This is a genomic window from Bradyrhizobium sp. B117, assembly GCF_038969555.1.
Taxonomy (GTDB): domain Bacteria; phylum Pseudomonadota; class Alphaproteobacteria; order Rhizobiales; family Xanthobacteraceae; genus Bradyrhizobium.
Genome location: NZ_CP152414.1, coordinates 3,103,104 through 3,121,857 on the forward strand (window position 1 = coordinate 3,103,104; position 18,754 = coordinate 3,121,857).

Here is an 18,754-nt window from a genome sequence, read left to right on the forward strand (position 1 = left end):
CAGGCGATCTTGCACGGCTCGGGTAAAGAGCGCGTTAGATGGGAACCGGACCAAAAGCCCGCGCAAGTTGCGCGCTACCGCGGCGATCTTCCGGCCGCGTGTATTGGTGAGACGGCGTTAAGGATAGGTGGCGGAGGGGCGCGTCCGGATGACGAAACCCCCGCGAGAACCGCAGCTACGTTCTGCTAACCATAGGCATCGGTGCGACGCGCGGCCGCGCATCGCGGGATGCCGGTCCACCTCTCCAGGAGGGAGAGGTGGAGGCTGCTGTCACTTCGCAGTTTGAAGCGCCGCCGTCTGCTTGGCGAGCTGTTTGTCGAAATCCTCCGACAGCGTCGTCGCGTAGGTCGTGAGCTCGCCCGGCTTGACGAACGGGTTTGGCGCGCCGTCCTTCATTTCCGCACGCTTGGCCTGCATGCCGTAGACTTCCGGATGCGGTCCGAGCAGCACGTCGATCTTCATCGCCTTCACCTTGGCATAGGTCGCGCGGTAATCGTCGACGATGCCGGGATAGGTTGGCTGGCCGACCAGCCGGTTCAGCGCCACCGTTCCGCTACAGAAGAACAGCACATCGCGATCCTGGCTGCCGTCCTTGACAGTCATCTCCCAGCTCGTGCAGCCCGGCGAGTGGCCGGGTGTCGCATGCGCCGTCAGCGTGGTGTCGCCGAGCGTGACCTTGTCGCCTTCTTTGACGGTCCGGTCGACCTTCACCGCGGGGAAGGTGAGGTCCGCGTTCTGCTCGTCGCCGGGGTAGTAGCCGCCTTCGAGCAGCGGCTTGTCGCTTTCGCCGGCGATGAGCTGCGCGCCGGTTTCCTTCTTGATCTCGGCGAAGCCGCCGGTGTGGTCGAGATGGGCGTGCGTGTTGAGGATGATCTTGATGTCGGCGACCTTGAAGCCGAGCTTGGCGATGTTGTCCTTGATCATGCCGGTCGACTGCGACATCGCCGTATCCATCAGGATCAGGCCCTGCGAGGTCTTGATGACGTAGACGGCGATGCCGTCGGTGCCGACATAGTAGATGTTGCCGATGAGCTGGAACGGCTCGAACGGCGCCGTCCACTTCTGCATGACCGTTGCCAGAAAGTCCTTGATGGTCTGCGCCTGCGCGCCGGTTGTGAGGAACGCCAGCGCACACAGCGCGGCCGTAAGCTTTCTCATGGTTGCCTCCCGAGTGTTCTTGTCGTTTCGGCCAGACGCGGCATCTGCGCGGCGCGGCCGGTGCGCAAGCTACGTCGTGCGGAGGACGGCAGCAACGGCATCACGCTCTCAAATTTTCGCTGCATGCGCGGAATAAGGGGCGCCGCCCGGTTTGAGCATGGGGCCATCGCTGCAATGCGGCCGCTTGCTGTTTGACCCGGCATCGGCGGCCCGGCATACTTTGCTTCAAGACGGGCCAGCAAGACTCGTCGGCACGGGGAGCTGAAATGACCAATCCATTGTTCGTCCTTGCGGGGATGCTGATTTCCGTCGTCTCATTCTTGTCGATCGCGTCGGCCCAGCCGGTCTGCGTCACACAGAACATGGCCGTGCCGCCTGGTGCCAACACCACCGACAAGGCCGCGCCCTTCTTCATCGACACGACAGGCCTCGATTTCAAGACGGCGCCGCCGACGCGGGATCCCTTCAGCGCCAACTACCCGCGCGCGACCGAGCTGCCGGACGGGACGCTGCCGCCGCCAGGCGCCGAAGGCAATTTCATCATCGGCCCCACCCACAATCCCGCGCCGGAGACGATCGCAAAGGAAGGCGTGCCGCGCGGCACGACGAAATCCTTCACGCTGTCATCGAAAGAGAGCACGGTCTACAATCCCGGCCTGATCCGCGACGACGTCGCGGGCTGCACCAACTCCTCGATCATGACGACGGTCACCGCGCCGGACGACAAGTCGCACATGATCGTCACCACCAGCCATCCCGGTGTCTGGTCGCGCACGATCGACGTCTACGTGCCGGCGCAATATGTGCGCGGCTCCGAGGCGCCGTTCATCGTGGTCGGCGACGGCGGCTCCAACGCCTACAAGGATCTCGCCACCACGCTCGACAATCTGATCGCGCAACGCCGCGTGCCGCCGATGATCGCGATCCAGATTGGCAATGGCGGGCAGGACGCGCAGGGCAGCCAGCGCGGCCGCGAATATGACGCGGTGTCGGGCACCTATGCGCAGTTCGTCGAGCGCGAGGTGCTGCCGCTGGTCGAGAAGAACGCCGACGTCAAGCTGACGAGGAATCCCGACGGACGTGCGACGATGGGATTGAGCTCGAGTGGCGCGGCCGCCTTCACCATGGCCTGGTTCTTTCCCGATCTCTATCACCGCGTGCTGGCCTTCTCGCCGACGATGGTCAACCAGCAATGGCCGCATGACCCGTCCCTGCGCGGCGGCGCCTGGGAGTATCACAGCGCATGGACGGGGCCGGTTGGTCCCAATTTGATCTCCAAGGCAGGTGTGCTGACGCCGGCCGAGCCGCCCGGCGTGCCCCTGATCGTCGCCGCGCCGGCCAAACCGATCCGCTTCTGGTTCTTCGGCGGCGACCAGGACCTGTTCTATCCGAACCCCACCATTCCCGACGGCATGCACGACTGGACCTTGTCGAACGCGCTGATGGCCAAGGTGCTGGCGGAGAAGGGCTATCAGTACCAGTTCCTGTTCGTGCGCAACGCCAAGCACGTCGATCGCCCGACGATCGCGCAGACGCTGCCGTCGGCGCTGGAGTGGGTCTGGAAGGGTTATCCGATCCCCTGAGTGCAGACGCTTAACGCCCGATCGTCACGCCGGCGGTCGAGCGCATGGCGTCGCGGAGGCTGGTGGCGTTCATGTCGTCGAGCCTTTGACGCGTCAGCACGGTGGTCTGGCCGGGCGTGTTGAGGAAGGTCTCGCCGCGCGAGGAGGACAGCCGGTCGGCCTTGTAGGGCGCTGCGGGATCGATCGCGGCCGCCGTTGTCGGCACATGGCGCGGCCGTTTGCCGGACGCCGCAAAAGCTCCTTGCGAGACGCAGAGAGCAGCGATCACGACCAGTCGCAATGATGTTGCGAACATGCGGTGTCCCATATCCAGGGTGTCAGCCTGGCATATGGCGAGCGCGATCGCAGATGAAAAGGGTCAGGCGAGGGCGGCCTGGCGTTCCCGCACCGCCTCACGGACGGTCTTCACGGGTTCTGCGAGCCGGGTGAAGCTACGCTTGTCCACCTGCGCGGGCGCTTCGACGATGACGCCCTCACAGACAATCTGCCCGCCGAGCATCTTGAATTCCAGCTTGTCGTAGCGCGGCATCGTCTCGCCGGGCGCGGGCGGCAGCAGTCCGATCCGGCCCTGGATGTTCAGCGTCGCATCGCCGGTGCCGTGAAGCCGCGGATTCCACATCCTGATCCCGGTCTCCGCCCAGCGCTGTCGGATCAGCGCGGCACGGTCGGCGGGTTCCGTGACCCTTGTGCGGGTCTTCGGTGCGCGGAGAATTTCCGGAACGGGAGACTCGAGGACCGGCTCCGGCGCGCTCTCGGCGACGCCGCTGGTTGCGTCGGCGGAAGAGTCCTCCGCCGCGACCACCATGACGGGGGCAGGATCGTTGACGGCGACCGGCTCGATCTCCGCCGCGACGCTGGGAGCGGGATCGCTGTCGATGTTGCTCTCGGAGACATCCAATGCCTTGTCATCGGCGCACGCGACACACGAGCCGTCGTTAGCGGCCGGCGCGTCAACCACGAGAAGGTCGGGGGTGGGATCGTCGGCGACGAGAAGAACGGGAGCATCAACCACGTCGATCGCGACATCGACCGACGCGACCAGAGTCTCGTCCGCGGCTGCATGCTCGAACTCGGTCGCGAGTTCGTACGATGGAACGCTGCTGATGTCAGCTTCGGGAGCATCGGCCGGTTCGCTCGCAACCTCGATAGACGAGACCGGCGTCTCTTGTGCGATGACGGGCTCAATGCTCGCCAGCAGTTCCCCGGTAGAATCGCCGCTGACGACTTCGGGAGACTCATCCTGCTCGCTGGCGGCATCGATCGGCAGGACCGAAGCCTGCTCGACCACAACCGGATCGGCCTCAGTGGGCATATCCCGGGAGGGTTCGTCGTTGATGCTGATGTCAGCTGGCGTGGCTGACGGGCTCTTCGCGATCACGGCGATCGCGGGCTCGTCTTCGGCTACGGGAGTCGTGGCCGTGATGTCGGCCTGGCCATGTAATGGTTCGGCGCTGCTCGCGTCGAGCGTCGGAGCGGCTTCCGCTACGTCGGCAAGGATGGCTGGCGAGTCGCTTGCTACGTTCGCCGCGACGTCGATGCTGCCGCCGTGCGGCAAGGGCCGAAGCCGGGTGAACGCCCATTTCACCGCTGGAATGCGGCGCAGCAACGATATCAGTCTCGAAAGCACTGGGAGTTGTCCAAGAGGTACTCGGCGTGAGGCAATCGCTGATTCGTCAGCAATATGAAAAACTGCCCCGCCTGTCACGCCTATGTCAATCTGACCGGGACCAATTGCAGAACATCCACATGTGCCGTGCAGGTGAGATGCCGTCGGCACTTGCAGCGACGGCCGGCCGGATCGCGCGCCCGGGTTGGGCCGATCGTCGGGGTTCCCTGTGCAGTTCGCCTGACATAGTTTGGAGCACCCGAAATCCAGGTCCGAGGACGACGCAATGAGGAAGCTTGCCGCCATCGCAGCGGTTCTGTTCTGGTCGACATGCTCATTCGCGCAGGATCGCAGCATCACCGTGGCCTCCACGACCTCGACGGAGCAGTCTGGCCTGTTCGGTTATTTGCTGCCGCTGTTCTCGAAGGCCGAGGGCATCGAGGTGAAGGTCGTCGCCGTCGGCACAGGTCAGGCGCTCGACATCGGACGGCGCGGCGATGCCGATGTGGTGTTCGTCCATGACAAGCCGGCCGAAGACAAGTTCATGTCCGAAGGGCAGGGCGTGAAGCGCTTCGACGTCATGTACAACGACTTCGTCATCGTCGGCCCGAAGAGCGATCCGGCGAAGATCGCCGGCGGCAAGGACGTCGCGGATGCCTTGCGCAAGATCGCGGCGGCGAAAGCGCCGTTCATCTCGCGCGGCGACAAGTCCGGCACGCATGCGGCCGAGCTGAGATTGTGGAAAGAGGCGGGCATCGACATCGCCGCCGGCAAGGACAGCTGGTATCGCGAGATCGGGCAGGGCATGGGCCCGGCGCTGAACATGGCCTCGTCGTCGAATGCCTATCTGCTGTCGGATCGCGGCACCTGGCTGTCGTTCAAGAATCGCGGCGAGCTTGCGATCCTGACCGAGGGCGACAAGCGGCTATTCAATCAATACGGCGTCATGCTGGTGAATCCGGAAAAGCATCCGAACGTGAAGGCGAAGGACGGGCAGGCCTTCATCGATTGGCTCGTCTCGCCGAAGGGGCAGGATGCGATCGCCGGCTACAAGGTCGGTGGCGAGCAACTATTTTTTCCCAACGCGTCCCACTAGCAGGAAGGCGACGGTCGACACCGCGACGCTGAGCGCGAGCAGGATCAGCCCGAGCCCGAGCGCCAGCGGCAGGTCGCCCTTGCTGGTCTCCAGCGCGATCGCCGTCGTCATCGTGCGCGTGAAGCCGCGGATGTTGCCGCCGACGATGATGATGGCGCCGACCTCGGCGATGGCGCGCCCGAACGCGGCGAGAAAGGCGGTCAGCAGCGAGGTCCGTCCCAGCGCGAACAAAAGCGCCATGCTGCGCAGGGCCGACAATCCGTCGATCCGCGCGAGGTCGCCATACTCCGCCCACAGCAGGCTCGCCGGCCGGTGCACCAGAGCCACCACGATCGGTGTGGCGAGCAGGGTCTGCGCGATCACCATGGCGGTCGGCGTGAACAAGAGGCCGGCAGCCCCGAGCGGACCGGACCGCGACAGCAACAGATAGAGCGCGAGCCCGACCACGACCGGCGGAAGGCCGAGCAGCGCATTGGTCAGCACGATGATGACCTGCCGCCCGCGGAAGCGGGTGATGGCAAGCAGGGCCCCGAACGGCGCGCCGATCAGCAGCGCGACGATGCTGGCAGTCAGGCTGACACGCACGGACAACGCGACGATGCCGAGTAGTTCGGCATCGGCTTCGCCGATCAGCGCGAAGGCTGCGGCAACGGATCGCGCGAAGTCGTTCATTCGGCCGGGCGCTTCGCCGGCGGGCCGAACGCCTCGGGATCATCGATGTCGAAGCTGCATGATCGCGTCACGGATAGGTCTCTGCTGGTCTCGTCGACATGCACAGAATACCCGGGAAAGCGATTTGGAAACGCGATTCATTTCAGGAAATGAATTTGAGGCCCGGTTATACAGGCCCATCGGACGGAAGCGGAGAAGCGCTCCACGTCTTAGAGGCTGCGGCCCAGAGCCAGCGCGCCGGCAGAACGGCAAGGCCGGCCCCGATGAGTTGACCGGTGATGAACGCCGGAACGCCCCAAGGGCCGATCCCTGCGAACGTATCGGATAGCGAGCGGGCGATGGTGACGGCGGGATTGGCGAACGACGTCGAGGACGTGAACCAAGACGCCGATGTGATGTAAAGGCCGACGGAGTAAGGAACGGCATGTCTGTCAATCGAGATCGGGGCGAGCTGCCCCGATCTCGATCTGACGGCCGGCCCTTTGGGGCCTCAACGTTTCACGCTGGCCGCTGCGGAGACCGTCTGCGCTTCGAAGTTCTGCTGCCAGTAGCGCTCGATCTGATCGATCAGGGCGGCGGGCAGGGGGACGTAGTTGAGCGTCTGGGCTTCCGACTTGCCGTTCTCCAGAGACCAGCGGACGAAGTCGATCGCCGCTGCGGCACGCTCCTGTGATTTCGGCATCTTCGGCATCAGCACGAAGGTCGTCGCCGTGATGGGATATGCGTCTTCGCCCGGCGCATTGGTCAGCACGAGATGGAAATCCTTCTCCGCCTTCCAGTCCGCGCTCGAGGCCGCCGCCTGGAACGAGGCGGCGTCGGGAACGACGAAATTGCCGGCTGTGTTCTGCACCACACCGAATGAGATTCGATCGAGCCGTTGCAGCGCGTAGGTGTATTCGAGATAGCCGATCGCGCCCGGAACGAGGCTGACCAGCGAGGCGACGCCGTCATTGCCCTTGCCGCCGAGGCCGAGTGGCCATTCGACCGAGGTGCCTTCGCCGACGCTCGTCTTCCATTGCGGGCTGACCTTCGCGAGATAGTTCGACCAGTTGAACGTCGTGCCGGATCCGTCGACGCGATGGACCACGGTGATCGCCGTGTTCGGCAGGTTGATGTCGGGATTGATGGCGCGAATGGCCCGGTCGTTCCAGGATCTGAGCTTGCCGAGATAGATGTCGGCGAGCACCGGCCCGGTGAAGCGGATCTGGCCGGGCTTGACGCCGTCGATATTCACCACCGGCACGACGCCCCCGATCACGATCGGGAATTGCATCATGCCGAGCCTGTCCAGCTCCTTGGGATCGAGCGGCATGTCGCTGGCGCCGAAATCGACGGCTTCCTTCTTGATCAGGCCGACGCCGATGCTCGAGCCGACGGCTTGGTAGCTGACAATGTTTCCGGTCTTCGACCTGTACGCGTCGATCCATTTCGCCATCACGGGCGAAACGAAGGTTGAGCCGGCTCCCTTGGTCTCGGCCGCCGGGCCCTGCGTGGCGACGAGCAGAGCGGCGAGGAAGATGGGAAGTGCAATATGTTTTGTCATGTGCGCGACGCTAACAGGTGGGGCACCAGGCTGATGTGGGCTATGTCACAATGGCGTCGCGAAGCATTCGCACTGGCCATTGCGCATCGATTACAGCACACCGTCAGCGGGCACCGCATCGTCCGATTGATGTAGATCAAGGTGGTCCGAACGGGTCGGGCTCAGCCGTCCCCCACTGCAAGGCGCCGGGGGCGAGCACGCGCAAATTCGGAAAAACAACCTGCCAGGCCGCCAAATCTTGCCGTTTCGCGGCCGAATGGCGGCTTTATTCCCGCTTCGGATGCTTTAAGGAAGGGGCATGATCAGGTCGCCCCCGCCCGGCGGCGGTGCTAGACCCTGATACGGGAACAATGGGGCCGGGCCGTACCGGCGCGCCCCGCAAGGATGAAGGATGTGAGGCAATGATCCAGACCGTTGGCATCATCGGGGCAGGGACCATGGGGAACGGCATCGCGCAGGTTTGCGCCGCGGCCGGGCTTTCGGTCGTGATGGTCGACATTTCCGATGCGGCGGTGAACCGCGGAATTTCGACCGTCGGCGGCAGCCTCGAGCGCCTGGTCAAGAAGGAGAAGATGTCGGCGGCCGATCGCGAGGCGACGCTCAAGCGCATCACCGGCACCACCGACCGCGCCAAACTCTCCGATTGCGACCTCGTCATCGAAGCCGCGACCGAGAACGAGGAGCTCAAGGTCAAGATCCTGAAGGATCTCTGCGCCACGCTGTCGCCGCGCACACTGGTTGCGACCAACACCTCCTCGATCTCGATCACCAAGCTCGCCGCCGCGACCGACCGTCCCGATCGTTTCATCGGCATGCACTTCTTCAACCCGGTGCCGGTGATGGCATTGCTGGAACTCATCCGCGGCTTGCAGACCTCCGACGACACCCACGCCAAGGCGCTCGATTTCGCCCAGCGCGTCGGCAAGGTGGCGATCACGGCCAAGAACAGCCCGGGCTTTGCCGTCAACCGCATCCTGTGCCCGATGATCAACGAGGCGATCTTCGCGCTGCAGGAAGGGATCGCGACGGCGGAAGAGATCGACGCCGGCATGAAGCTCGGCTGCAACCATCCGATCGGACCGCTGGCGCTGGCCGATCTCGTCGGCCTCGACACCATGCTCTCGGTGATGGAGGTCTTTTATAAGGGCTTCAACGATCCTAAATACCGTCCGGCTCCCTTGCTCAAGGAAATGGTCGATGCCGGCCATCTCGGCCGCAAGACGGGGCAGGGTTTTTACACTTACGGCACCTGATCATGGTGCAAGCGGCGGGCCTTTCGCGTCCGCCGTCCGATCCCCGCAATTTGCGCCGCGACAAAGACGCCGCGCGCAATTTCATCGAGCTTCCTTCCTTCTCCCCTTGTGGGAGAAGGTGGCGCGAAGCGCCGGATGAGGGGTTAGTTCCGCAGACTCAAACGCTTGAGAGCATGCAGAGAGATACCCCTCACCCGTCTCGCCGCTCCGCGGCGAGCCACCCTCTCCCACAAGGGGAGAGGGAAAGACGAAAACGGACGAAGAGAAACATGTCGGATCGACTGAAGGCCGAGCGCGAGGCGGCGGCCGCGCGGCGGAGCCTGTTGACCCAGGATGCGATCGAGCGGACCGGGATCACCGAGGAGATGATCGGGGAACTCGTCGCTCGCTTCTACGGACGCGTGCGCGAGGACGCGCTGCTCGGGCCGGTGTTCGCGATCGTGCAGAATTGGGACGAGCACCTCGCCAAGCTTAGGGATTTCTGGTCGTCGGTCGTGCTGATGAGCGGCCGCTATCATGGCTCGCCGATGCGGGCGCATGTGCCGCTGAGTCTGGTTGGCGATCATTTCGACCGTTGGCTCGATCTGTTCGAGCAGACGGCGCACGAAGTCTGTCCGCCGCCGGCGGCTGCGCTGTTCATCGACAAGGCGCGGCGCATCGCCGACAGCTTTGAAATGGCTTCGGCCACCATCGCAGGTCGCATCGCTTCGCCGCGTCACCTCCTGAGGTCCTGAAATACAGAATGCCTGCACGAGACACGCGCAGGCTCGTATCGCGATGGCGCGTCGCACCAATTCCAGCATCATCGGTCTGATCTGCAAAATCATCATGCCGTTCGCGCGATGCGACGTAGAAGTCGCAAAAACGCGCGCGAACGCATGTGTTCTCGCTCAATCAAAACGAGCAAAGACATATTGATGCACTGCGGCGCCAATCCTTCGCCTTGTTTTCGGCAGAGTTCCAGCGCCTGCTAGCGGGCATGGCCAGCGCACCGTTCAACACCCCTTTCTCATACTCCGAGACGATTGCGGAACCCGAAGCTGACGCGGGTACGGAGCAGACGCGACGAGCGATCCTGCTCGGCGCACTCGCCAGCACCGCGTGTCTCGGCTGTTCCACACGGGCGCGCGCGGGTGAGGATCCGCCCGGCTCCGACGAGCGTCCGCAAAACGGCGACGTGCTCGTCTTCTCCGAAGGAGACCAGGAGGGAAAGCTCATCACCGCCGCCGATCTGCCGGCGGGCGGACCGCCGGTGCATGCCTGGCCGAAGGACCCCAAGACATCGGTCGTGCGCAGCGCCTCGCGCCTCAACGAGCTCCTGATCATTCGGCTCGATCCCGCCGAGCTCGACGAGAAGACCCGCGCGCGTGCGGTCGACGGCATCCTCGCCTATTCGGCGATCTGCTCGCATGCCGGCTGTCCCGTCACCGCCTGGGTCAAGAGCGATGTCGGCGACAAGGATGTGTTCAAGTGCATGTGCCACAATTCCGAATACGATCCTCGCGAGGGCGCGCAGGTCGTGTTCGGGCCGGCGCCGCGACGGCTCGCCGCGCTGCCGCTGGCGCTCGCTGACGGCTCGCTCAGCGTCGCCGGCAATTTCATCGGAAAGGTAGGTGGCGCGCAGCCAGGATGATGGACGGTGCGGGTTGTGCCCGCGTCACGAGAGGCCGCATCCGCCGAGGGGCGGACGACGGGACGAACGACAAGAATAGAGAACAAGAATTCAAGCGGATGAAAAAGGGGAACGTCCATGAAAACGTCCATGACCAGGAAGCAATGGTACCTGTCCGGCTTCGTCGCCTTCACGTGTCTTGTCTCGACCGCTGCAATTGCCGGCCCGATCGAGAGCTACGCGCCAGTCACCCAGCAGCGCCTGGAAAATCCGGAAGCCGGCAACTGGATGCTCTACCGCCGTACCTATGACGGCCAGGGCTACAGCCCGCTCGACCAGATCAACACCTCGAACGTCAAGAATCTCACGCCGGTCTGGACCTTTGCCACCGGTGTCGTCGAAGGCCACGAGGCGCCGCCGATCGTCAACAACGGCGTGATGTTCGTGGCAACCCCGATGGGACAGGTGATCGCGCTCAACGCGAAGACCGGCGACGAATATTGGCGCTACAAGCGGCAGCTTCCCGACGATCTGTTCCAGCTGCACCCAACCAGCCGCGGCGTCGGCCTCTGGGAGGACAAGCTTTATCTTGCCACCACCGACGACCATGTCGTCGCGCTCGACGCCAAGACCGGCAAGGTGGTGTGGGACACCAAGGTGCAGGACTACAAGAAGGGCCAGTACATGACCCTGATGCCGCTGATCGTCGACGGCAAGGTCATCGTCGGCGGCTCCGGCGGCGAGTTCGGCGTGCGCGGCTATGTCGCCGCCTATGACGCCAAGGACGGCAAGGAGCTGTGGCGCACCTTCACCATTCCAGGCGAGGGCGAACCCGGCCACGACACCTGGAAGGGCGACGACTGGAAGAACGGCGGCGGCTCGGCCTGGATGACCGGCAATTACGACAAGGACACCAAGACGATCTATTGGGGCGTCGGCAATGCCGCGCCGTGGCCCGGCGAGATGCATCCCGGCGACAATCTCTACACTTCGTCGGTGCTCGCGCTCGATCCGAGCAACGGCAAGATCAAGACCTATCATCAGTACCACCAGAACGATTCCTGGGACTGGGACGAGGTCGAGGCGCCGATGCTGATCGACCTGCAACGTGACGGCCGCAGCATCAAGAGCCTGGTCCATCCGGGACGCGATGCGATCTTCTGGGTGCTCGAGCGCGCGCCGACCAAGATCAACTACGTCGCTGGCTGGCCGTTCGTGGCAACCGACGTCTGGAAGGGCATCGATGCGGAGACCGGCAAGCCGATCGTCGATCCCGACCACAAGCCGGTCATCGGCAAGCGCGTCGAGTTCTGTCCGTCGCTGTGGGGTGGCAAGGACTGGCCGTCGGCGGCTTACAGCCAGAAGACGGGTCTCGTCTATGTCCCCGCTAACGAGAATTTCTGCGGCGGCTTCACCGGCGAGAAGCTTCCGCTCAAGCCGGGTGAGCTCTGGCTCGGCACCAAGCCGGAGGACATCGGCCTAAAGGCGAAGCCCGGCGCCGATCATTTTGGCGAGCTCCAGGCCTGGGATCCCACCACGGGCAAGAAAGTCTGGCAGCATAACTTCCCGAAATCGCAGCTGTTCGGCTCGGTGACGGCAACCGCGGGTGATCTCGTCTTCGCCGGGGGCACCAACGACCGCAACTTCCGCGCCTTCAACGCCAAGACCGGCGAGCTCTTGTGGGAGCAGAAGACCAACTCCGGCATCATGGGCATGCCGGTATCCTATGAGGTCGACGGCACCCAATACGTCGCGATCCAGTCCGGCTGGGGCGTCGACGCGCAGCGCATCCAGGATGCGCTCGCGACCAACAATATCGGCATCGAGTCCAACGTGCCGCAAGGCGGCGTGATCTGGGTGTTCGCGCTGAAGAAATAGCTCCGCGGCGGATCGACGAAAGCGGAGCAGCAGGGGGGTGGAGAATGCGGCGGACGGCAACGTCCGCCGCATTTTGCTTCTTTCTTCTCCCCTTGCGGGAGAAGGTGGCGCGAAGCGCCGGATGAGGGGTTCTCTCCACGCGCAAGACCATTCGTGAGGATGGAGACCCCTCACCCAAGCAAGGTTGTATCTCCCAGCGTCGCGGCCCTCTCCCGCAAGGGGAGAGGGCACATCCATGCGCAGCCGTCAGATAACTACTTCCCCTGCCTGTCCACCTTGTCCTTCTCCTTCTGGTTCATCTCCCGAACCTTCGGATCCGGGTTGTGCTGCCCGGTGGTCTGGGTGGTTGAAGGAGGCGGGGCGTTGGCGTTGGGAAGCGAGTTCTGGTCGGGCGCGGTGGGGCGGGTCGCCGTGGTCGGCGGCGTCGTGTTGCTCTGGGCGAACGCGCCCATCGTGGTCATGAAAAAGGCGCCCGACAGAAACGAGACTGCGAGCGCCTTTGGAATGTTGGTCATCGATCTGCTCCTGTCAGATCGATGGAAACGGCGCGAGGCCGCCTTGTGTTCCCCGCCTAAAGCGCGATGAGATCAGAATCATCATCGCGCTTTAGCTTGTTGTTTGCGCATCATCTCCGCGCAAACGCGTTCCGCGTTTGTCGCGAGGGAAAACCGCTGCGCACTTTTCCGGATCATGCTTCAGGTTTCGAGTTGCTTGCCGAGCGGAAGGTTGCGGATGCGCTTTCCGGTCGCGGCGAAGATCGCGTTCATCATCGCCGGTGCGAACGGAGGAACGCCGGGCTCGCCGACGCCGCTCGGCGGCGTGTCGGGTCCGGGCGGAACGATGTAGACGTTGGTGACGATAGGAGATTCATCCATCCGGATGACCTGGAAGTCATCAAAGTTCTTCTGCTCCACCTTGCCGTCCTTGAAGGTGACCTCGCCGTATTTGGCAAGACTCAACCCCATGATCGCAGCGCCCTCGATCTGCGAGGCGATGCGCTCGGGATTGACATAGGTGCCGCAATCGATCGCGGTGTCGACCCGCGGCACCGTCAGCTTGCCCTTGTCGTCGACGGCCACCTCGACGATGCTCGCGATGTAGCTGACAAAGCTGCGGTGGACCGCGATGCCGAGGCCATGGCCCTTGGGCACCTTGCGGCCCCATTCACCCTTCTCTGCAACCAGCTCGACCACCTTGCGCAGGCGCGCGGTGTCGATCGGATAGCTGTCGAAGGGCTCGCCATAGTTCCACAGGTCCTTCACCGCCGGCTTGACGATGCGCGGGCTGCCGATCAGCGCGAGCAGCGTCTCCTTCTGGTCGCGGCCGGTCGCAGCTGCGATCTCGCCGACCATCGACTGCACCGCGAAGGCACGCGGAATGTTCGAGACCGAGCGGAACCAGCCAATACGGGTGAACGCCGCAGCTTCCGGGTTCTCGCAGGTGATGTTGGCGATCTCGAACGGCATGTCGACGAGGCCCATGCCGAGTTCGAAGGGAGCCGCGTGGTTGGCGCCGGCGGCGAAGGTCGAGGCGATCGTCGGTGCCACGCTGCGATGGCGCCATGCGATCACCTTGCCGCTCTTGTCGAGCCCCGCCTCGATGCGTTCCACCGAGACCGTGTGCAGGAAGTCGTGGTGAAGATCGTCCTCACGCGTCCATTGCACCTTCACGGGTGCGCCCAGTTCTTTCGAGAGGAGGGCAGCCTCGAGCGCAAAATCGCATTTCGACTTGCGGCCGAAACCGCCGCCGAGCAGCGTCACGTTGACGGTGACGTTGCCCTCGGGGATGCCGAGCGTCTTGGCGACATCTTCGCGGGTGCCGCCGGGGCTCTGCACCGGCGCCCAGATCTCCGCCTTGTCGCCCTTGACGTCGGCGACCGCGACTGGCGGCTCCATGCTGACGTGCGCGAGGTGCGGCAGATAATATTCGCCGACGATGACCTTGTCCGCGCTCTTCAGCGCGGTGTCGGCATCACCCTCCTGGCGCACGACAAGGCCCGGCTTGCGGGCGGCCTCCTCGAGCTCCTTGCGATAGGCGACCGAGTCGTACTTGCCGTTGGCGCCGTCGTCCCAGGTCAGCTTCAGTGCGTCACGGCCCTTGATCGCCGCACCGGTGTTGCGCGCGATCACCGCGACGCCGCCAAGCGGCTGGAATTTCGACGGCCATGGCCAGCCCTGCACCTGCATCACCTTCTCGACGCCGGGGATCTTCAGCGCGCCGTCCGGCTCGAACTTGACCAGCTTGCCGCCCGTCACCGGCGGACGCGCGATCACGGCATATTTCATGCCGGGCAGGCGTACATCGGCGCCATATTGCGCTTTGCCGGTGGTGATGTCGTGGAGGTCGACGATGCCGATCTGGCCCTTGCCGAGATAGCGAAAGTCCTTGGGGTCCTTCAGCTTGAGGCCTTCGATGCTCGGCACCGATTCCTTGGCGCCGTCGGCCGCGAGCTCGCCGAAGCCGAGCTTGCGACCACTGGCGCTATGGACGACCTCGTGGTTGACGGCCTTGACCTCGGTCGCCGGCACGTTCCAGCGCTTGGCCGCGGCCTGCTCCAGCATGGTGCGAGCGGAGGCGCCGATCTGGCGCATCGGAATCAGGTAGTGCCGCGTGCTGCGCGAGCCGTCGGTGTCCTGGTTGCCGAACTTGACCTCGTCGCCATGGGCCTGCTGCACCTTCACCTTGGACCAGTCGGCTTCCATCTCCTCCGCCACGATCAGCGGCAGGCTGGTGCGAACACCGGTGCCCATCTCGGAGCGGTGAGCGAGGATAGTGACGATGCCGTCGGGTGCGACCGCGACGAAGACGCGCGGATCGACCACGACGCCATGCGGCATCTTGCCGGCGCCGGTCTCGTAGGCGAAGGCCTGGCGCGACATCACGGGTGCGGCGAGCACGAACCCGCCGGTGATGCCGAGCCCCTTCAGGATGCTGCGGCGCGAGACCTTCTCGACTTTGATGTGCTTTTCGAAGCCACGGAGCTTGCCGGGATTGTCGATGAAATTCATGTCACACTCCCGTCGATGCGAGGTGGACGGCGTTCTCGATGCGCTGGTAACAGCCGCAGCGGCAGATGTTGCCGGCCATCGCCTCGCGGATCTGGTCGTGCGACGGCTTGGGGTTGTCCATCAACAGCGCCGCGGCCTGCATGATCTGGCCGGCCTGGCAGAAGCCGCATTGGGGCACGTTGACCTGGCGCCAGGCCTTCTGCACCGGGTGGTCGCCGTTCGGATGCAGTCCCTCGATCGTGGTGACTTCGCGTCCGGCGACGTCGTTGATCGACGTGATGCAGGAGCGCACGGCTTCCTTGTCGACGATGACAGTGCAGGCGCCGCAAAGGGCTTGGCCGCAGCCGTACTTGGTGCCGGTGAGCCCGGCCTCGTCGCGCAGGAACCAGAGTAGCGGGAGATCCGGGTCGCCGTCCCAGCTCTGTTCCTGGCCGTTGATCTTCACCTTGATCATGATCGTCCCTCGCTCTTCATAAGCATGTCGAATTCAAATGCGCCGATTTGGATCGGCAGTGGCTCGTGCGTCGTATCGCCAAATATCTGCCGTCGTCCCGCGCGGGCAAATCCCGGAGGGAGGCAGGAACGCCAATGGCGATGTCTGGATGTGCTCGATACCTCCCGTCTTGTTCTTAATTGATTGAACTTCGCGCGGCATCGTGACGGCTCGACCGTAGCAGAGATCGCGCCGACCCGGCGTTCACAGCCGAGTGTTCTCACCGGGAAAAGATTGCATCGATGGTTTGTCAAAAGCAGGGCGCGACATCGCGCCGCGCGCCTTCCAAGCGGACGCACAAAAAAGGCTTCGTCCGCGAGAAAAGACTGCACGGACGAAGCAGGATGCCTCAGTCGAGGGAGGGAGAAACGCAGGCACCGCGGACTTCAATCAGGAAGCAGGCGGCACTGCGCAGTCATTCAGAGACCAGGACTGAGGAGCCAATGGCCCTCACGCATACGCGCCGTACGGAGGCGGCGGGGCACGCCGCGATCGTTCCGAGGCCGGACCCGTCCGGCTCACCGGCGTTGGTCGACGCCGGTGAGCGGACGGGCAGGGCTGTGTTCAGGCGGCCTCGCTCAGGCCGCTTTGGCCTTGGCCACGTGGGTCGCGATCGCGTCCATCAGTGCCGGCGACAGGCAGTCATAGGGCTCGAGCCCGATTTCCTTCAGCCGCGCGCGGATGCCCGCCATCTGCTCCGGCTTCACGCCCGATTCGATCACGGAGGAGACGAAGGCGGCGAATTGCGGCGCCTGCGAGCCCTGCTCCTGGAACAGCTCGGGATGGATGAAGTCGAGGCCGTAGAACGGGTGGTTCTTGTTCTCGATGCGGCCGTACATGTGCGTGCCGCAGGCCTTGCAGGCATGGCGCTGGATCACCGCGGACTCATCGACGATCTGGAGCTTGTCGCCGTTTTCGAGCACGCTGACGTTCTGGCGCGGCACCACGGCGACGACCGAGAAGGTTGCGCCCTGGGGCTTCCAGCACTTGGTGCAGCCGCAGGCGTGGTTGTGGGCGACGTCGCCCTTCACCGCGACCTTGACCGGGTGGTCCTTGCATTTGCAGACCAGCGTGCCGCCGGCAAAGCTGCCGCTGCCCTGTTTGACGCCGTTATCGATCGAGGGATGGAGTGCAACAGTCATGGGTCGATCCTCCTTGGGTGCGATGCCTGTGGGCTAGTACACGACGACGGAACGGATGGATTTGCCCTCGTGCATGAGGTCAAAGCCCTTGTTGATCTCTTCGAGCTTGAGTACGTGGGTGATCATCGGATCGATCTGGATCTTTCCGTTCATGTACCAGTCGACGATCTTCGGCACGTCGGTGCGGCCGCGCGCGCCGCCGAAGGCGGTGCCGCGCCAGTTGCGCCCGGTGACGAGCTGGAACGGGCGGGTGGCGATCTCCTTGCCGGCTTCGGCGACGCCGATGATGATCGAGGTGCCCCAGCCGCGATGGCAGGCTTCCAGCGCCTGGCGCATCACGGTGGTGTTGCCGGTGCAGTCGAAGGTGTAGTCGGCGCCGCCGTCGGTGAGGCCGACGAGATGTTGGACGATGTCGCCCGTGACCTTCTTCGGGTTGACGAAGTGGGTCATGCCGAACCGCTTGCCCCAATCTTCCTTGGAATCGTTGACGTCGACGCCGATGATCTTGTCGGCGCCGGCCATCTTGGCGCCCTGGATCACGTTGAGGCCGATGCCGCCGAGACCGAACACGACGACGTTGGAGCCCGGCTCGACCTTGGCGGTGTTGACGACGGCGCCGACGCCGGTGGTGACGCCGCAGCCGATGTAGCAGCTCTTGTCGAAGGGCGCGTCCTCGCGGATTTTGGCGACCGCGATCTCCGGCAGCACGGTGAAGTTCGAGAAGGTCGAGCAGCCCATGTAGTGATAGATCGGCTTGCCCTTGTAGGAGAAGCGGCTGGTGCCGTCGGGCATCACGCCCTTGCCTTGCGTCGCGCGGATCGCGGTGCAGAGATTGGTCTTCTGGCTCAGGCAGCTTTTGCACTGCCGGCATTCCGGCGTGTAGAGCGGAATGACATGGTCGCCCGGCTTCACCGAGCTCACGCCGGGGCCGATCTCGCGGATGATGCCGGCGCCTTCATGCCCCAGGATCGATGGGAAGATTCCCTCGCTGTCGAAGCCGTCGAGCGTGTAGGCGTCGGTGTGGCAGATGCCCGTCGCCTTGATCTCGACCAGGACCTCGCCGGCCTTGGGTCCTTCCAGATCGACTTCGACGATCTCGAGCGGCTTCTTGGCTTCGAAAGCGACGGCGGCACGTGTCTTCATCGGTAGCTCCTCAAATTCTCAGCAGACGCCAGGACGTAGTCTTGGCAGTCTCCGTAACGTTCATTTCTTGCCCATGCAGGCGTCTTCAGCCTTGGTGTAGGCCTCGTTCTTCTCTTCCTTCTTGGAAGGACGCTGCCGGCCCCAGGCTTCGGCCGAGCGGGCGCGGAGATAGACGTAGAGATCGTCCATGTAGCAGGCGACATTCGGGTTGTCCCCGAACGCCGGCATGACGTTCTCCTGCGCGGTCGAGATGTTCTTGCGGCCGGAGGCGACCACGCCGAGGAAGTCGCCGTAGCTCATGGTCTTGACGGAATCCTTCAGCGCCGGTGCGTAAGTGGATCCCATGCCGTCGGGGCCATGGCAGACGTGGCAATCGGAGTGATAACGGCGGTAGCCGGAATAGGTGAACCAGTCCACGGTGCCGTCGGCCGAAATCTTGTAGGTCGGATTGCCTTCCTTATCGAGCCACTTGCCGTCGTCTTCCTTCTTCACGGCGGTCGGGTCGCCCGGACCGTCCGCGATCGCAATTCCTCCCGACCCAACGAAGATCATCGCAGCAATGACAAA

At 64.0% G+C, this 18,754-nt stretch carries 17 protein-coding genes and 1 pseudogene; 6 read left to right on the forward strand and 12 right to left on the reverse strand.

Annotated features, from left to right (window positions below):
- Window positions 1–270 precede the first annotated feature (270 nt).
- On the reverse strand, window positions 271–1,158 hold the full coding sequence (gene blaBJP / locus AAFG16_RS15170; protein ID WP_342739639.1) for a BJP family subclass B3 metallo-beta-lactamase: 888 nt from the start codon (window positions 1,156–1,158) through the stop codon (window positions 271–273).
- A gap of 266 nt (window positions 1,159–1,424) precedes the next feature.
- On the opposite strand from blaBJP, the gene AAFG16_RS15175 reads away from it, so the two are divergent.
- Window positions 1,425–2,741: an alpha/beta hydrolase-fold protein gene (locus tag AAFG16_RS15175; RefSeq protein ID WP_342739640.1), complete on the forward strand. Its 1,317-nt coding sequence runs from the start codon at window positions 1,425–1,427 to the stop codon at window positions 2,739–2,741.
- Between the two features lie 10 nt (window positions 2,742–2,751).
- On the opposite strand, the gene AAFG16_RS15180 is transcribed toward AAFG16_RS15175, so the two are convergent.
- Window positions 2,752–3,036: a TonB-dependent receptor plug domain-containing protein gene (locus AAFG16_RS15180; RefSeq protein ID WP_342739641.1), complete on the reverse strand. Its 285-nt coding sequence runs from the start codon at window positions 3,034–3,036 to the stop codon at window positions 2,752–2,754.
- A gap of 63 nt (window positions 3,037–3,099) precedes the next feature.
- Complete coding sequence (locus AAFG16_RS15185) at window positions 3,100–4,347, reverse strand: hypothetical protein (RefSeq protein ID WP_342739642.1); 1,248 nt, start codon at window positions 4,345–4,347, stop codon at window positions 3,100–3,102.
- 286 nt (window positions 4,348–4,633) lie between these two features.
- On the opposite strand from AAFG16_RS15185, the gene AAFG16_RS15190 reads away from it, so the two are divergent.
- On the forward strand, window positions 4,634–5,443 hold the full coding sequence (locus tag AAFG16_RS15190; protein WP_342739643.1) for an extracellular solute-binding protein: 810 nt from the start codon (window positions 4,634–4,636) through the stop codon (window positions 5,441–5,443).
- Here AAFG16_RS15190 and AAFG16_RS15195 read toward each other — a convergent pair.
- The 3 genes and pseudogenes from AAFG16_RS15195 to pstS all read right to left on the reverse strand — a co-directional run bounded on the left by AAFG16_RS15195 (window position 5,417) and on the right by pstS (window position 7,658).
- Window positions 5,417–6,115 (reverse strand): ABC transporter permease, encoded by a 699-nt coding sequence (locus tag AAFG16_RS15195; RefSeq protein ID WP_342739644.1) that lies wholly within the window; start codon window positions 6,113–6,115, stop codon window positions 5,417–5,419. The two genes, AAFG16_RS15190 and AAFG16_RS15195, sit on opposite strands and share 27 nt — an antisense overlap.
- Before the next feature lie 166 nt (window positions 6,116–6,281).
- Window positions 6,282–6,539, reverse strand: a pseudogene (locus tag AAFG16_RS15200) (aquaporin family protein); the annotation flags it as partial.
- Between the two features lie 66 nt (window positions 6,540–6,605).
- Complete coding sequence (gene pstS / locus AAFG16_RS15205; RefSeq protein WP_342739645.1) at window positions 6,606–7,658, reverse strand: phosphate ABC transporter substrate-binding protein PstS; 1,053 nt, start codon at window positions 7,656–7,658, stop codon at window positions 6,606–6,608.
- A 401-nt stretch (window positions 7,659–8,059) separates the two neighbouring features.
- On the opposite strand from pstS, the gene AAFG16_RS15210 reads away from it, so the two are divergent.
- The 4 genes from AAFG16_RS15210 (at window position 8,060) to AAFG16_RS15225 (ending at window position 12,401) form a co-directional block, all read left to right on the forward strand.
- On the forward strand, window positions 8,060–8,911 hold the full coding sequence (locus AAFG16_RS15210) for a 3-hydroxybutyryl-CoA dehydrogenase (RefSeq protein ID WP_342739646.1): 852 nt from the start codon (window positions 8,060–8,062) through the stop codon (window positions 8,909–8,911).
- A 269-nt stretch (window positions 8,912–9,180) separates the two neighbouring features.
- Window positions 9,181–9,645 (forward strand): group III truncated hemoglobin, encoded by a 465-nt coding sequence (locus AAFG16_RS15215; RefSeq protein WP_342739647.1) that lies wholly within the window; start codon window positions 9,181–9,183, stop codon window positions 9,643–9,645.
- A 245-nt stretch (window positions 9,646–9,890) separates the two neighbouring features.
- Window positions 9,891–10,544 (forward strand): Rieske (2Fe-2S) protein, encoded by a 654-nt coding sequence (locus AAFG16_RS15220; protein WP_283085288.1) that lies wholly within the window; start codon window positions 9,891–9,893, stop codon window positions 10,542–10,544.
- Between the two features lie 129 nt (window positions 10,545–10,673).
- The gene (locus tag AAFG16_RS15225) at window positions 10,674–12,401 is read left to right on the forward strand and encodes a methanol/ethanol family PQQ-dependent dehydrogenase (protein WP_283086891.1); all 1,728 of its coding nucleotides are present in this window, start codon (window positions 10,674–10,676) and stop codon (window positions 12,399–12,401) included.
- A 254-nt stretch (window positions 12,402–12,655) separates the two neighbouring features.
- Here AAFG16_RS15225 and AAFG16_RS15230 read toward each other — a convergent pair whose 3' ends face one another.
- From AAFG16_RS15230 to AAFG16_RS15255, 6 genes are all read right to left on the reverse strand, one after another.
- The gene (locus AAFG16_RS15230) at window positions 12,656–12,916 is read right to left on the reverse strand and encodes a hypothetical protein (RefSeq protein ID WP_342739648.1); all 261 of its coding nucleotides are present in this window, start codon (window positions 12,914–12,916) and stop codon (window positions 12,656–12,658) included.
- 180 nt (window positions 12,917–13,096) lie between these two features.
- Window positions 13,097–15,409: a molybdopterin cofactor-binding domain-containing protein gene (locus tag AAFG16_RS15235; protein WP_342739649.1), complete on the reverse strand. Its 2,313-nt coding sequence runs from the start codon at window positions 15,407–15,409 to the stop codon at window positions 13,097–13,099.
- Between the two features lies 1 nt (window position 15,410).
- Window positions 15,411–15,863 (reverse strand): (2Fe-2S)-binding protein, encoded by a 453-nt coding sequence (locus tag AAFG16_RS15240; RefSeq protein WP_129274700.1) that lies wholly within the window; start codon window positions 15,861–15,863, stop codon window positions 15,411–15,413.
- A gap of 617 nt (window positions 15,864–16,480) precedes the next feature.
- On the reverse strand, window positions 16,481–17,044 hold the full coding sequence (gene gfa / locus AAFG16_RS15245) for an S-(hydroxymethyl)glutathione synthase (protein ID WP_283085291.1): 564 nt from the start codon (window positions 17,042–17,044) through the stop codon (window positions 16,481–16,483).
- Between the two features lie 33 nt (window positions 17,045–17,077).
- Window positions 17,078–18,187, reverse strand: a complete 1,110-nt coding sequence (locus AAFG16_RS15250) for an S-(hydroxymethyl)glutathione dehydrogenase/class III alcohol dehydrogenase (protein WP_342739651.1) — start codon at window positions 18,185–18,187, stop codon at window positions 17,078–17,080.
- Between the two features lie 60 nt (window positions 18,188–18,247).
- Complete coding sequence (locus tag AAFG16_RS15255) at window positions 18,248–18,739, reverse strand: c-type cytochrome, methanol metabolism-related (RefSeq protein ID WP_342740907.1); 492 nt, start codon at window positions 18,737–18,739, stop codon at window positions 18,248–18,250.
- Window positions 18,740–18,754: the final 15 nt, after the last annotated feature.

Bases quoted from the DNA above. Each gene is read 5' to 3' on its own strand.
- AAFG16_RS15195 (WP_342739644.1), bottom strand. From the start codon at position 6,115: ATGAACGACTTCGCGCGATCCGTTGCCGCAGCCTTCGCGCTGATCGGC.
- AAFG16_RS15240 (WP_129274700.1), bottom strand. From the start codon at position 15,863: ATGATCAAGGTGAAGATCAACGGCCAGGAACAGAGCTGGGACGGCGAC.
- AAFG16_RS15175 (WP_342739640.1), top strand. From the start codon at position 1,425: ATGACCAATCCATTGTTCGTCCTTGCGGGGATGCTGATTTCCGTCGTC.
- gfa (WP_283085291.1), bottom strand. From the start codon at position 17,044: ATGACTGTTGCACTCCATCCCTCGATCGATAACGGCGTCAAACAGGGC.
- AAFG16_RS15250 (WP_342739651.1), bottom strand. From the start codon at position 18,187: ATGAAGACACGTGCCGCCGTCGCTTTCGAAGCCAAGAAGCCGCTCGAG.
- AAFG16_RS15255 (WP_342740907.1), bottom strand. From the start codon at position 18,739: ATGATCTTCGTTGGGTCGGGAGGAATTGCGATCGCGGACGGTCCGGGC.
- AAFG16_RS15230 (WP_342739648.1), bottom strand. From the start codon at position 12,916: ATGACCAACATTCCAAAGGCGCTCGCAGTCTCGTTTCTGTCGGGCGCC.
- AAFG16_RS15215 (WP_342739647.1), top strand. From the start codon at position 9,181: ATGTCGGATCGACTGAAGGCCGAGCGCGAGGCGGCGGCCGCGCGGCGG.
- blaBJP (WP_342739639.1), bottom strand. From the start codon at position 1,158: ATGAGAAAGCTTACGGCCGCGCTGTGTGCGCTGGCGTTCCTCACAACC.
- AAFG16_RS15225 (WP_283086891.1), top strand. From the start codon at position 10,674: ATGACCAGGAAGCAATGGTACCTGTCCGGCTTCGTCGCCTTCACGTGT.
- AAFG16_RS15210 (WP_342739646.1), top strand. From the start codon at position 8,060: ATGATCCAGACCGTTGGCATCATCGGGGCAGGGACCATGGGGAACGGC.
- AAFG16_RS15190 (WP_342739643.1), top strand. From the start codon at position 4,634: ATGAGGAAGCTTGCCGCCATCGCAGCGGTTCTGTTCTGGTCGACATGC.
- AAFG16_RS15220 (WP_283085288.1), top strand. From the start codon at position 9,891: ATGGCCAGCGCACCGTTCAACACCCCTTTCTCATACTCCGAGACGATT.
- AAFG16_RS15180 (WP_342739641.1), bottom strand. From the start codon at position 3,036: ATGTTCGCAACATCATTGCGACTGGTCGTGATCGCTGCTCTCTGCGTC.
- AAFG16_RS15235 (WP_342739649.1), bottom strand. From the start codon at position 15,409: ATGAATTTCATCGACAATCCCGGCAAGCTCCGTGGCTTCGAAAAGCAC.
- pstS (WP_342739645.1), bottom strand. From the start codon at position 7,658: ATGACAAAACATATTGCACTTCCCATCTTCCTCGCCGCTCTGCTCGTC.